The following is a 13,681-nucleotide window of genomic DNA, read 5'->3' on the forward strand; positions in this document are numbered from 1 at the left end:
GATCAAAATGACGGAAAAGCGGATACAGCCCCTGGCGCGTGACGCCATGGCCTATGTTCTCGCGGGAGGCCGCGGCAGCCGGCTGAAGGAACTGACGGACCGGCGCGCCAAGCCGGCGGTCTATTTCGGCGGCAAGGCCCGGATCATCGATTTCGCGCTGTCGAATGCGCTCAATTCGGGCATCCGCCGCATCGGCGTCGCCACCCAGTACAAGGCCCATTCCCTCATCCGCCATCTGCAACATGGCTGGAACTTCTTCCGTCCGGAACGCAACGAAAGCTTCGACGTTCTGCCCGCCTCGCAGCGCGTCTCCGAAACCCAGTGGTACGAGGGCACGGCCGACGCCGTCTATCAGAACATCGACATCATCGAGTCCTACGGCCCGGAATACATGGTGATCCTGGCCGGCGACCACATATACAAGATGGACTACGAGCAGATGCTCCAGCAGCACGTCGATTCCGGCGCCGATGTCACGATCGGCTGCCTGGAAGTGCCGCGGGCGGATGCATCCGGTTTCGGCGTCATGCATGTCGATGAAAAGGACAACATCATCGCCTTCGTCGAGAAGCCGGCCGATCCGCCGGGCATTCCGGGCAATGAGGGCTTCGCCCTCGCCTCGATGGGCATTTACGTCTTCCACACCCGCTTCCTGATGGATGTCCTGCGCCGCGATGCAGCGGACCCCACCTCCAGCCGGGATTTCGGCAAGGACATCATCCCCTATATCGTCTCGAACGGCAAAGCCGTCGCCCACCGTTTCGCCCGCTCCTGCGTGCGCTCCGACTTCGAGCGTGCGCCCTACTGGCGCGACGTCGGCACGATCGACGCCTACTGGCAGGCCAATATCGACCTGACCGACATCGTTCCCGATCTCGACCTCTACGACAAATCCTGGCCGATCTGGAGCTATGCCGAAATCACCCCGCCAGCGAAATTCGTGCATGACGACGAGGGCCGTCGCGGCTCGGCGATTTCGTCGCTGGTCTCGGGCGACTGCATCATCTCCGGCTCCACCCTGTTCAAGAGCCTGCTGTTCACCGGGGTACGCGCCAATTCCTATTCTCGCCTGGAAGGCGCCGTGGTCCTTCCGAAAGTGCAGATCGGGCGCCATGCCCGCCTGACCAATGTCGTCATCGACCACGGGGTCGTCATCCCTGAGGGACTGGTGGTCGGCGAGGATCCGGAACTCGATGCCCGTCGCTTCCGCCGCTCCGAAAACGGCGTCTGCCTGATAACCCAGACGATGATCGACAAACTGGACATGTGAACCTGATGAAAGTTCTCTCCGTCGCCTCCGAGCTTTATCCGTTGATTAAGACCGGCGGCCTGGCAGATGTCGCCGGCGCCCTTCCGCTTGCGCTGAAAGCGCATGATATCGAGACCCGGACGCTGATCCCCGGCTATCCGGCGGTGATGAAGGCGATCAGGAAGGCGGTAAAGCGGGTCGAGTTCACCGATCTGCTCGGAGAGCATGCCACCCTGCTCGAGGCCAAACATGAAGGCCTCGACGTTCTGGTTCTCGATTCGCCCACGCTTTTCGAACGCTCGGGCGGCCCCTATGTCGACCCGGCCTCCCGCGATTATCCCGACAACTGGAAGCGGTTTGCCGTGCTTTCAAAAGCCGGCGCGGAAATCGCGGCAGGCGGCCTTCCCGGCTGGCAGCCCGATCTGATCCATGTGCATGACTGGCAGACGGCGCTGACCCCCGTCTACATGCGCTATGCCGAGACGCCGGAACTGCCGAGCCTCATCACCATTCACAACATCGCCTTTCAGGGACAGTTCCCTGCCAGCTATTTCCCCTATCTCGGTCTTCCGCCCCATGCCTATTGGGAGGCGATCGAATATTACGGCACCATGAGCTATCTGAAGGCGGGTCTCTCGACCGCCCATGCGCTCAGCACCGTCAGCCCCTCCTACGCGGAGGAGATCCTGACGCCGGAATTCGGCATGGGGCTGGAGGGTATCATCGCCAGCCGTGCCAACGATCTCTACGGCATCGTCAACGGTATCGACGCCCAGGTCTGGAACCCCTCGACCGATCCGCTGATCGCCACGCAATATGCCTCGGGCGCGCTGAAGAAACGTCAGGCGAACCGCGCGGCCCTCGTCGCCCGCTTCGGCCTCGATGAGGATGACGGCCCGATCTTTTCCATCGTCTCCCGCCTGACCTGGCAGAAGGGCATGGACCTGCTCGGCGAGGTGATCGAGGACATCGTATCGGCCGGGGCGAAGCTCGCCATTCTAGGCTCCGGCGAAAGCGCACTGGAGGCGCAGTTGCTTGCCGCCGCTTCGCGCTACCGCAATCGTATCGGGGTGGTCATCGGTTTCGACGAACCGCTGTCGCATCTCATGCAGGCCGGCGCAGACGCCATCCTCATCCCCTCTCGCTTCGAACCCTGTGGCCTGACCCAGCTTTATGCCCTGCGCTACGGCTGCGTGCCCGTGGTCGCCCGCACCGGCGGCCTTGCCGACACGATCGTCGATGCCAATGAAGCAGCTCTTGCCGGCGGCGTTGCCACCGGCATCCAGTTCGCGCCCGTGACCGCGAATGCCCTGCGTCGCGCCATCCAGCGCACGATGAGGCTCTATCGCGATCCCAGGGCATGGGCGCAGCTTCAGAAACAGGGTATGAAGAGCGACGTCTCCTGGGGGCGCAGCGCCGAACGCTACGCCGAACTTTATCAACGCCTCGTTTCGAAAGGCCATTAAGTCCATGATATCGACTGTTGCCACCAAGCCCTTCTCGGACCAGAAGCCCGGCACCTCGGGCCTGCGCAAGAAGGTCCCGGTCTTCCAGCAGGAAAATTATGCAGAGAACTTCATCCAGTCGATTTTCGATTCGCTGGAAGGCTTTCAGGGCAAGACGCTGGTCGTCGGCGGCGACGGCCGCTACTATAACCGCGAGGTGATCCAGAAGGTCATCAAAATGGCCGCAGCCAACGGCTTCGGCAAGGTCATGGTCGGCAAGGGCGGCATTCTCTCGACGCCCGCCGCCTCCCATGTCATCCGCAAATACAAGGCCTTCGGCGGCATTGTTCTGTCGGCCAGCCACAATCCCGGCGGCCCGACCGAAGACTTCGGCATCAAATACAACATCGGCAATGGCGGCCCGGCACCGGAAAAGATCACCGACGCGATCTTTGCCCGCTCGAAGGTCATCACCAGCTATCGCATCGTCGCAGCCGACGATCTCGACCTCGACAATATCGGCGCCTTTGAAGTCGGCGGCATGCAGGTCCAGGTCATCGATCCCGTCTCCGACTATGCCGAACTGATGGAGGAGCTTTTCGACTTCTCCGCCATCCGCAACCTGTTCGGCCTCGGTTTCCGCATGGTGTTCGACGCCATGAGCGCGGTGACCGGTCCCTATGCCAAGGAAATCATCGAGGGACGCCTGCGCGCGCCCGAAGGCACGGTCCGCAACTTCACGCCGCTGCCGGATTTCGGCGGCCATCATCCGGACCCGAACCTCGTGCATGCCAAGGAACTCTATGACGAGATGATGAGCGGCAAGGACGCGCCCGATTTCGGCGCCGCCTCCGACGGCGACGGTGACCGCAACCTCATTATCGGCAAGGGCATTTTCGTCACGCCGTCGGACAGCCTCGCCATTCTGGCGGCCAATGCCCACTTGGCGCCCGGTTACAACGGAGGGATCGCCGGCATCGCCCGTTCGATGCCGACCAGCGCCGCCGCCGACAAGGTGGCCGAAAAGCTCGGCATCGGCATCTACGAGACCCCCACCGGCTGGAAATTCTTCGGCAACCTGCTCGACGCCGGCAAGGTCACGATCTGCGGCGAGGAAAGCGCCGGCACCGGATCGAACCATGTGCGCGAGAAGGACGGGCTCTGGGCGGTGCTGCTCTGGCTGAACATTCTCGCCGTACGCGGCGAAAGCATGCAGGACATCGTTTCCCAGCACTGGGCGACCTATGGCCGCAACTACTATTCGCGCCACGATTACGAAGCCGTCGACACCGATGCGGCCAACGGCCTCATGGACGCCCTGCGCACCAAGCTCGAAACCATGCCCGGCGCGAAGTTCGGCGACCTCGTGGTCAGCGCCGCCGACGATTTCGCCTATCACGATCCGATCGACCAGTCGGTCAGCAAGAACCAGGGCATCCGTATCTTCTTCGAAGGCGGCTCCCGCATCGTCTTCCGCCTTTCCGGCACCGGCACCTCGGGCGCGACGCTGCGCGTCTATATCGAACGCTACGAGCCGGACGCAAACCGCCACGATCTCGAGACCCAGTCAGCCCTCGCCGACCTGATCGCGGCGGCCGAAAGCATTGCTGAAATCAGCAGCCGCACCGGCCGCGATGCGCCGACCGTAATCACCTGATCGCGGCGGCTCCATGAACCCGATCGAAAGCCGGCATGGCGGAGTGGTCCTCACCGACACAGGCGCGGATTTCGCCGTCTGGTCCCGCCACGCCGAGCAGGTCGATCTCTGCCTTTATGACGTCAATGGCGGCGGAGAAATCTGCCGTCTTCCGATGACGCGCGGTGAAGGCGACGTCTATCGATTGCATGTGGAAGGCGTCACCGAAGGCGCCCATTACGGTTATCGCGCCCACGGGCACTACGCCCCGGACCATGGCTGGTGGTTCGATCCGTCCAAACTGCTCGTCGATCCCTACGCCAAGGAACTGGACCGGCCCTTCGTCCACGATGTCAGGCTTTCGACCTTCGGGGTCGATACCGCTCCCCTCGTTCCGAAATCGGTCGTCACTCGCGACCGGCTCGCACGGCCGATGATGCCGCTCATGCCCAAGGGCGGCTTCATCTACGAGATCGCGGTCAAGCCCTTCACCATCCGCCATCCCGACGTGCCGAAGAACCTGCGCGGCACGGTCGCGGCACTTGCCCATCCCGCGGTGATCGATCACCTGAAGCGGCTCGGTGTCGACGCCATCGAACTGATGCCGATCGTCGCCTGGATCGATGAGCGCCATCTGCCGCCGCTCGGACTGACCAATGGCTGGGGCTACAATCCGGTCGCCTTCATGGCGCTCGATCCCCGCATCGTGCCCGGCGGCGTCGCCGAACTGCGCGACACCGTCGCCGCCCTGCATGCCGCAGGGATCGGCGTCATTCTCGACCTGGTCTTCAACCACACGGGCGAGAGCGACCGGCTCGGCACCACGCTTTCGCTGCGCGGGCTCGACAACCTCTCCTTCTACCGTCACCTTCCCGACAATCCCGGCATACTGGTGAACGACACCGGCACCGGCAACACGCTGGCCTGCGATCATCTGCATGTTCGTCAACTGATCGTCAGTACCTTGCGGCATTTCGTGCTTCACGCAGGCGTCGACGGTTTCCGCTTCGATCTCGCGCCCATCCTCGGCCGCTCCCTGAGCGGCTTTCATTCAAACGCGAGAACACTGCAGGCGATCCTGCGGGATGACATTCTGGAAGATCGGGTGATGATCGCCGAACCCTGGGACATCGGTCCCGGCGGGTATCAGCTCGGCAATTTCCCCGCACCCTTCCTAGAATGGAACGATCGCGCGCGGGACAATATCCGGCGCTACTGGCGTGGCGATGCGCATACGACCGGCACGCTCGCCACCGCGCTCGCCGGCTCTTCCGACGTCTTTGCCCGGGACGGAGCCGCCACCACGCGCAGCGTCAACTTCATCGCCGCCCATGACGGCTTCACCCTGTTCGATCTCGTCTCCCACAGCCACAAGCGCAACGGCAAGAACGGCGAGAACAACCGCGACGGCCACGACGAGAACTATTCCTGGAACAACGGCGTGGAGGGCGAAACCCATAACCGGACGGTTCGCCGCCAGCGCCGGCAGGACGTTATCGCTCTTCTGTCCACCCTCTTTGCCAGCCGCGGCGCGATCATGCTGACGGCCGGCGACGAGTTCGGCCGCACCCAGCACGGCAACAACAATGCCTATTGCCAGGACAACGAGATGACCTGGCTGAACTGGGAAGCGCTGGACGAGGAACTGCTGGAGGCGACGGTGGCGCTGTCCGCCATGCGCAAGCGCTTCTCGGTATTCTCGCAGATCGAATTCTTCAATGGCGGGGGCGATGTCGCCTGGTTTTCCGCAAGAGGTCTCCCGATGACCGTTTCGGAATGGGAAGAGGCGGACAGCGCCACCTTCGGCATGATCCTCTCCACCTGGGACCGCAAGCTTCTCGCGGAGGTTCGTCTCGCCGTGCTGTTCAACCGGTCCCATGCCGGGCAGGATTTCGTGCTGCAGCCCGCCGCCGGGCGCAAATGGCGCAAGCTGTCATCAGGCCGTAGCGCGCCGCTGATTCATTTGAAGCCGCGGTCGGTGGAGTTTTTCATCGAGTCCTGATTATTGTGTCCACCTCGCCCCCGGCTGTGCTACGACAGCCGCCAAACTCCTGGAAGTATTCTCGATTTGTCAATTCGATGAGGTTCTTGTGCCTGTTGAGATTTCGCTGTCGGACGTCCCCGGCCTGGTCGGAAAGGAAATCGGACTTTCGAACTGGATCACGGTCGACCAGACGATGATCGACGCCTTTGCCGGCGCCACCGACGACCACCAGTTCATCCATGTCGATCCCGTGCGCGCGGCAGCCGAAACCTCCTTCGGCGGCACCATCGCCCACGGTTTCCTGACGCTTTCGCTGCTTTCCGCGATGAACTACGACTGCCTGCCGAAGATCCGCGAACAGACGATGGGCATCAACTACGGCTTCGACAAGATCCGCTTCATGTCGCCGGTTCGCTGCGGCAAGCGCATCCGCGGTCACTTCGTCTTGTCCGAGGCCCGTTTTCGCGGCGCCGGCATGATGATGACCACCTATGACGTCAGCATCGAGATCGAGGACGAGAAGAAACCGGCGCTGACCGCCACCTGGATCACCATCGTCCAGTTCGACCCGAAGGATCGCCCCGAAGGAGTGTGAGAATGGCAGACCCGGACGTCGTTCGTCAGTCCTTCCTGCGTCAGGCAAAGGCATGCAGCGATCTCGGTTCGTCCTTCACCGCGCGGCTCTGCAATCTCGCCGCCGAGCGTCTGGATGAAGACACGGCGGTCGGAGACCATATCCTGAGTTGGCAAGGGGACCCGACCGGCACCGGCGATGCCCTCGCGCTGCGTCTCGCGGGGTCCCTCCACGCGCTGGTGCTCTTAGGTTCAGACGTCTCCCTCGCCGCCGCCTATCCTCCCAACGCCGTTGACGACGAGACCCTCTGGCAAGCCTGCAAGACAGCCTTCAGGCGCGACGAGGCATTCATCCTCGAACGCCTGCTCTCCGCCCCGCAGACCAATGAGGTCCGACGTTCGGCTGCCCTTCTGCCGGGTTTTCTCACGATTGCACAACTGTTCGGAAAGCCGCTCGTCCTCTCCGAAGTCGGCGCAAGCGCCGGTCTCAACCTGCAATGGGACCGCTATTCCTATCGCCTCGGCGATTTCGTCTGGGGACCGGAATCCCCCGTTGCCCTGGCGCCGGAGTGGCAGGGACCGCCGCCGCCAGCCGCTGAAATCCATATCGCGGAACGATCCGGCTGCGATCTCAACCCGCTCGACCCGGCCTCGCCCGAAGACCGGCTCCGCCTGATGTCCTACATCTGGGCCGACCAGAGCGACCGTCTGGAACGCACCCGCCATGCGCTCGAAATCGCCGTCGAAAATCGTCTCGCCGTAGAAAGGTCCGATGCGATCGAATGGCTGGAAAGGCGGCTCACGACCTCCCGCCCCGGCGCGGTTCATGTCGTCTATCACACGATTGCCTGGCAATATCTGCCGGAAGAGCTGAAAAGCCGGGGAGAAGAGCTGATCGCGAACGCCGGTTCCCGCGCCACCATCGATTCGCCTGTCGCGCGCTTGCAGATGGAAGCCGATGGCAAACCGGACGGAGCGGCCATGACATTGCAGGTCTGGCCGGACGGCGAAAAACACGAAATCGGTCGCGCCGATTTTCATGGCCGCTGGATCAAATGGAAAGGCTGGCCGGGTCTCCTGTAGATCCCCGGCCAGCCAGAAAGTTTGTCAGTTTGTTAGTTGGTCAAGCTGCGTCGTCGGCAGCTTCGGCCAGCAGGCCGAAGGCATATTCCGCAAATGACCGCCAGCACTCGACGCGGAAGGTCTCCTCGTCGATCCGGTAAAGCACGATCTCGATCTTGCCGAACACCGTGCGGCTGACCGCCCCGACCGGGAAGACCGAAAGCGACAGATCCTGCGGGCAGCCGGCATTGAGCGCGTTCACCGCGCCCTTGCCGGAGACAACGATCGCCGTGTTGCGATGAGAGACATCCGTCGCCGAGTGAACCACGCCCGAAGCCACGCAATCGGCCATCAGGTCGTTACCCTTCTCGTCGATCAGCAGCCATTCGTCCGGACCGAGCCAGAAGGCGAGCCGCCCCTTGGCAGAGGCGGATGTCTTCGGCTTGACCGGCAGCTTGACGCCGAGGCTCTTGGAGAGAGCCGCCACTTCGTCCGGGCCGGCCCGGAGCGAAACGCGGGCGGCAGGTTCGGCAGGCGTCAGCTTGACCAGAGGCGAACCGCCATGGAAGCCGGTAAGAACGGTCTTGCGTTCAGCGACGGTAGCATCAGCCATTGATGCGTCCCCCTTCCTTGTCAAAGAATACCGTGTCGGTCACCTCGACCGCGATGGTCTTGTCCTTCATCGGCACGTAAAGCGTTTCGCCCATCTTCGCCCGACCGTCGATGACGACGGCCAGCGCGATCGAACGGCCGAGATTTTCCGACCAGTAGGACGAGGTGACATGACCGAGCATGGTCATCGGCTTCGGCTGGTTCGGATTGGCGACGATCTGGCCGCCTTCCTCCAGCACCTCCTTCGGGTCCTTGGTCAGAAGGCCGACGAGTTGCTTGCGGCCCGTCCGGACGAGGTCGGGGCGCTTCAGACCGCGAATACCGACGAAATCCTTCTTCTTCTTGGAGACAGCCCAACCATAGCCGGCATCGTCAGGCGTGACCGTACCATCGGTATCCTGGCCAACGATCAGGTAGCCCTTCTCGGCGCGCAGGACGTGCATGGTCTCGGTGCCGTAAAGGCAGGCGCCAAGGCTCTCCGCACGCTTCCAGATCGCCTCGAACACGGCCGCACCGTAATCGGCGGGAACGTTGACTTCGAAGCCGACCTCGCCAGTAAACGACACGCGGAAGAGACGGGTCGGTACGCCGCAGAACTTGCCCTCGGCAATGCTCATATGCGGGAAGGCCTCGTTCGAGATGTCGATACCCTCGACGAACGGCGCGATGATGTCGCGTGCTTTCGGACCCTGGACGGCGATGACCGCCCACTGCTCGGTCGCAGACGTCAGCCACACATTGAGATGCGGGAACTCGGTCTGCAGATAGTCTTCCATGTGGTTCAGCACGCGCGGCGCACCGCCCGTCGTAGTCGTTACATGGAAGCGGTCTTCAGCAAGACGACCGACAACGCCGTCGTCGTAGATGAAGCCGTCGTCGCGGGTCATGATGCCGTAGCGGCATTTGCCGGGCTTCAGCGTATCCCAGGCATTGGTGTACATCAGGTTCAGGAATTCGGCGGCATCCGGACCCACGACCTCGATCTTGCCGAGCGTCGATGCGTTGAACACGCCGGCGGTCTCGCGAACCGTCCTGCACTCGCGGTTGACTGCCGCATGCATGTCCTCGCCCGAACGCGGATAGTACCAGGCACGCTTCCAGTTGCCGACATCCTCGAACTCGGCGCCGAGCGACGCCTCGAGATCGTGCATCGGCGTCTTGCGGGTCGGATCGAACAGGTCGCCGCGCGAATGGTTGATGAGCGTGCCAAAGGTGACCGGCGTATAGGGCGCGCGGAAGGTGGTGAGACCCACCTTCGGGATTTCCTTGCCGAGCATTTCCGCAGCGATGGCAAGGCCGTGCATGTTGGAAAGCTTGCCCTGGTCGGACGCCATGCCGTTGGTGGTGAAACGCTTGATGTGCTCGATCGAATGCATACCCTCGCGAACGGCAAGGCGAATGTCCTTGGCGCAGACGTCATGCTGGAAGTCGATGAACGCCTTGACGTTGCTGTCGCGTCCCGCCCCTTCCGCAGCGCCGATCATGCCGCCGGTCCAGTCGAATGCATTGGCGCCGGTCGGCGCCTGCGAGGCCGAACCGGTGGCGCCGGCAGCCTTGGCCATGGCGGCACCGGCGGCCGAGCCCTCGTCGAGGATGGCCTGCAGGTCATCGGTGCCGTTGCAGGTACCGATGCATATGCTGTCCTGCGCATAGACGTCCGGCAGGAACCGATCGTTGATCGCATCGAACTTCAGCTTGCCGCGCGACTGCGAGAACAGGTGCACCGAAGGCGTCCAGCCGGCTGAAACTATCAGCGCATCGACCTCGATCTTGCGGGCGGAACCGCCGCCATTGCGCTTGACCGACATGGAGCGGACCCGCAGTCGACCTGAGGTGTCGGCAACATAGTGACCGGTCAGCACCTCGATGCCGAGCGAACGGGCTTCCGTCAGCACCTTTTCGCCGGGCTTTTCCCGGCAATCGACGATTGCGGCGATGGTGACGCCGGCCTTGCGCAGATCGATTGCGGCTTCATAGGCCGAGTCGTGCGCGGCATAGACGCCGACCTTGGCGCCGACGGCGACGCCGTAGTGGTTGAGGTAGGTGCGGGCGGCCGATGCCAGCATGATGCCGGGGCGGTCGTTGTTCGCGAAGACCATGTGGCGTTCGATGGAGCCGGTGGCGAGAACCACCTTCTTCGCCCGCACCTGCCAGAGCCGCTCGCGCGGCGCCGTCTTCGAGGGCTTGGCGATATGATCGGTCACGCGCTCGGCAAGACCGACGAAATTGTGGTTGTAGTAGCCGAAGGCCGTTGTGCGGGTCAGAAGCTTGACATTCGGCATGGCCTTCAGCCGCGCCGCTGTCGCCTGCGCCCAGTCATAGCCGTTCTGGCCGTCGACGGTTGCGCCTGTGTCGTAATGGAAAGCGCCGCCAACTTCCGGCTGCTCGTCGCAGAGGATGACCTTTGCGCCGGCTTCAGCGGCGGCAATTGCCGCTGCGAGGCCTGCCGCTCCCCCACCGACGACGAGCACGTCGCAATGGGCATAGCGAGAGGAATAGTGATCGGGATCTTCTTCCTTCGGCGCCACGCCGAGGCCGGCGGCGCGACGGATGAAGGGCTCATAGACCGAATGCCAGAAGCTCTTCGGCCACATGAAGGTCTTGTAGTAGAAGCCGGCGGCGAAGAAGGGCGAGAAGAAATCGTTGATCTCGCCGATGTCGAGCGACAGCGACGGCCAGCGGTTCTGCGTTTCGACCTTCATGCCGTCGAACACTTCCTGCACGGTGGCGCGGACGTTCGGCTGCCGGCGGGCGGCATCGCGGGAGATGTCGAGGAGCGCATTCGGTTCTTCCGGCCCCGCAGTCAGGATGCCGCGCGGACGGTGATACTTGAACGAGCGTCCCGCGAGATGCATGCCATTGGCCAGCATGGCGGAGGCGACGGTATCGCCCTCATAGGCCGTCAGGCTGCGGCCGTCGATGGTGAAACGTGCGGTACGGGCGGGTGTCAGGCGGCCCTTGCCGGCGATACGATTGGCGCCGCTCATTTCGACGCTCCCTTCTCAACAGCGTTCGGCAGCAAGGCGGAGACATCCGCCTTCGGCTCGCCGGCCTTGTAGGTCAAATAGATCTTGTCACTGACGGAATCACGCACGGCGTTGAAGAAGCGGCCGCAGCCGTGCATGTGACGCCAGCGTTCGTAGATCAGTCCCTTGGGATTGTCCCTCAGGAAGAAATAGTCCGCGAATTCTTCATCCGTGATATCGGCGATGTTCTGCGGGCGGGCGATATGCGCTTCGCCGGCGGCGCGGAATTCGAGCTCGGAGCGCTCTTCCTCGCAATAGGGGCATTTGATCAGCAGCATGATGAACGTCCTTTAAGGATCAGTGCGCCACGGCGGCAGCCGCCGCCTCGTCGATCAGGCGACCGGTGCGGAAGCGGTCGAGCGTCAGGCCGGTAGCCAGCCGATGCGGTTCGCCCTTGGCGATGAGATATGCAAACAGGTTCGCCGAACCCGGCGTCGCCTTGAAGCCACCCGTTCCCCAACCGGCGTTGACGAAAAGGTTCGGCACCGGCGTCACGCCTTGAATCGGCGAGCGGTCCGAGGTGTTGTCGGTGATGCCGCCCCACTGGCGCATCATCTTGACACGGCGGAACATCGGGAACAGCTCGCAGATCGCATCCAGCGTGTGGGTGATGATCTGCAGGCCACCGGTCTGCGAATAGGAATTGTACTGGTCGGTGCCGGCGCCGATGACGAACTCGCCCTTGTCCGACTGCGAAATGTAGGCATGCACGGTGTTCGACATGACGACGCAGGGGAAGATCGGCTTCATCGGTTCGGAAACGAGCGCCTGCAGCGGGGTGGAATGCAGCGGCAGGCGCACGCCGGCCATGCCCATGACCACCGAATTGTGCCCCGAGGCCGAAACGCCGATCTTCTTCGCGCCGATGAAGCCACGATTCGTTTCGACGCCGGTCACCTCGCCGTTCGGGCCGCGGCGGATGCCGGTGACTTCAGTGTTCTGGATGATGTGCACGCCACGGTCGGAAGCGGCGCGGGCATAGCCCCAGGCGACAGCATCGTGACGGGCCGTGCCGCCCCGGCGCTGCAGGGCCGCACCGTTGATCGGATAGCGGGCGGTCTTGGAGATATCGAGCGGCGGGCAGAAATCCTTCGCCTGCTCGGGCGTCAGCCACTCGTTGTCGATGCCGTAGAGGTTGTTGGCGTTGATATGGCGCTTGAAGGACTGCATGTCATGGACATTGTGCGACAGCATCATCACGCCGCGCGGCGAGTACATGACGTTGTAGTTGAGCTCCTGGCTCAGCCCTTCCCAGAGCTTCAGCGAGTGCTCGAAAATGTCCATGCTCTCTTCATAGAGGTAGTTGGACCGGATGATCGTGGTGTTTCGGCCGGTATTGCCGCCGCCGATCCAGCCCTTTTCGATCACCGCGACATTGGTAATGCCGTGCTCCTTGGCCAGATAATAGGCTGCACCGAGACCGTGGCCGCCACCGCCGATGATGATGACGTCATAGGACTGGCGCGGCTCGGGAGAGGTCCACTGCGCCTCCCAGCCCTTATGGGCCCTGAGCGCCTCGCGTGCCACGGCAAAGACCGAATATTTGCGCATTCGCCTCAAACTCCTGTAGGTTCAGGCAATTGGGTAGGATCAAACAAGTCGCAAATCAATATGCGTCATGACGGTCGTTTTGCGACGCATTGACGACCGGCTTTCGACACGTACAACATATCCGCAGGAAACACGGATTTTTTCTCCCGGCGCCATGCAGTCTCCGTCTGGACTTCCTTCAAGCGATCTGGTATCTGGCGTCACTAATCGGCGGCCTTCGGGCCGAGCGAAGCTATACTATTTCCGTCGACTCGGATATCGGCGGTTTGCCAACCTAAAACCAAAGGAACGGGATAGACGTGCAGGTACTTGTCCGCGACAACAACGTTGATCAGGCGCTCCGCGCTCTCAAGAAGAAGATGCAGCGCGAAGGCATTTTCCGTGAAATGAAGATGCGCGATTATTATGAAAAGCCCTCGCAGAAGCGCGCCCGCGAAAAGGCAGAAGCCGTTCGCCGCGTTCGCAAGCTGGCTCGCAAGCGCGCTCAGCGTGAAGGCCTCATTGCGGCACGTCCCGGCCGTTGATCGGTCGTTTTTTGGACGT

Annotated in this window: 11 protein-coding genes; 7 read left to right on the top strand and 4 right to left on the bottom strand. The window is 62.6% G+C overall.

Annotated features, from left to right (window positions below; translation table 11 throughout):
• Positions 1 to 7 precede the first annotated feature (7 nt).
• The 6 genes from glgC to ACLBKR_RS13565 all read left to right on the top strand — a co-directional run bounded on the left by glgC (position 8) and on the right by ACLBKR_RS13565 (position 7,970).
• Positions 8 to 1,270, top strand: coding sequence for a glucose-1-phosphate adenylyltransferase (glgC, locus tag ACLBKR_RS13540; RefSeq protein WP_112828737.1), 1,263 nt, complete (start codon positions 8 to 10; stop codon positions 1,268 to 1,270).
• Between the two features lie 5 nt (positions 1,271 to 1,275).
• Positions 1,276 to 2,715, top strand: coding sequence for a glycogen synthase GlgA (gene glgA / locus ACLBKR_RS13545; protein WP_113447654.1), 1,440 nt, complete (start codon positions 1,276 to 1,278; stop codon positions 2,713 to 2,715).
• 4 nt (positions 2,716 to 2,719) lie between these two features.
• On the top strand, positions 2,720 to 4,351 hold the full coding sequence (locus ACLBKR_RS13550; protein ID WP_113447655.1) for an alpha-D-glucose phosphate-specific phosphoglucomutase: 1,632 nt from the start codon (positions 2,720 to 2,722) through the stop codon (positions 4,349 to 4,351).
• A 13-nt stretch (positions 4,352 to 4,364) separates the two neighbouring features.
• The gene (gene glgX / locus ACLBKR_RS13555; protein ID WP_113447656.1) at positions 4,365 to 6,332 is read left to right on the top strand and encodes a glycogen debranching protein GlgX; all 1,968 of its coding nucleotides are present in this window, start codon (positions 4,365 to 4,367) and stop codon (positions 6,330 to 6,332) included.
• A gap of 88 nt (positions 6,333 to 6,420) precedes the next feature.
• Positions 6,421 to 6,909, top strand: coding sequence for a MaoC family dehydratase (locus ACLBKR_RS13560; protein WP_112828740.1), 489 nt, complete (start codon positions 6,421 to 6,423; stop codon positions 6,907 to 6,909).
• 2 nt (positions 6,910 to 6,911) lie between these two features.
• Positions 6,912 to 7,970 (top strand): DUF2332 family protein, encoded by a 1,059-nt coding sequence (locus tag ACLBKR_RS13565; protein WP_113424482.1) that lies wholly within the window; start codon positions 6,912 to 6,914, stop codon positions 7,968 to 7,970.
• Between the two features lie 40 nt (positions 7,971 to 8,010).
• Here ACLBKR_RS13565 and ACLBKR_RS13570 read toward each other — a convergent pair whose 3' ends face one another.
• The 4 genes from ACLBKR_RS13570 to ACLBKR_RS13585 are packed head-to-tail and all read right to left on the bottom strand — an operon-like array spanning position 8,011 to position 13,138.
• Positions 8,011 to 8,562 carry a sarcosine oxidase subunit gamma gene (locus ACLBKR_RS13570; protein WP_113424481.1) on the bottom strand — a complete coding sequence of 184 codons (552 nt, stop codon included), beginning with the start codon at positions 8,560 to 8,562 and terminating at the stop codon, positions 8,011 to 8,013.
• On the bottom strand, positions 8,555 to 11,548 hold the full coding sequence (locus ACLBKR_RS13575) for a sarcosine oxidase subunit alpha (RefSeq protein ID WP_113424480.1): 2,994 nt from the start codon (positions 11,546 to 11,548) through the stop codon (positions 8,555 to 8,557). The genes ACLBKR_RS13570 and ACLBKR_RS13575 overlap by 8 nt, the downstream gene beginning before the upstream one ends.
• The gene (locus ACLBKR_RS13580) at positions 11,545 to 11,865 is read right to left on the bottom strand and encodes a sarcosine oxidase subunit delta (RefSeq protein WP_112828744.1); all 321 of its coding nucleotides are present in this window, start codon (positions 11,863 to 11,865) and stop codon (positions 11,545 to 11,547) included. Before ACLBKR_RS13580 ends, ACLBKR_RS13575 begins: the two co-directional genes overlap by 4 nt.
• 19 nt (positions 11,866 to 11,884) lie before the next feature.
• The gene (locus tag ACLBKR_RS13585) at positions 11,885 to 13,138 is read right to left on the bottom strand and encodes a sarcosine oxidase subunit beta family protein (protein WP_113447657.1); all 1,254 of its coding nucleotides are present in this window, start codon (positions 13,136 to 13,138) and stop codon (positions 11,885 to 11,887) included.
• A gap of 299 nt (positions 13,139 to 13,437) precedes the next feature.
• Between ACLBKR_RS13585 and rpsU the strand changes: the two genes are divergently transcribed.
• Positions 13,438 to 13,662: a 30S ribosomal protein S21 gene (rpsU, locus tag ACLBKR_RS13590; protein WP_099058844.1), complete on the top strand. Its 225-nt coding sequence runs from the start codon at positions 13,438 to 13,440 to the stop codon at positions 13,660 to 13,662.
• Positions 13,663 to 13,681: the final 19 nt, after the last annotated feature.

It is taken from the genome of Paenirhizobium cremeum, from assembly GCF_047553425.1.
GTDB classification, from domain to species: Bacteria; Pseudomonadota; Alphaproteobacteria; order Rhizobiales; family Rhizobiaceae; genus Allorhizobium; species Allorhizobium cremeum.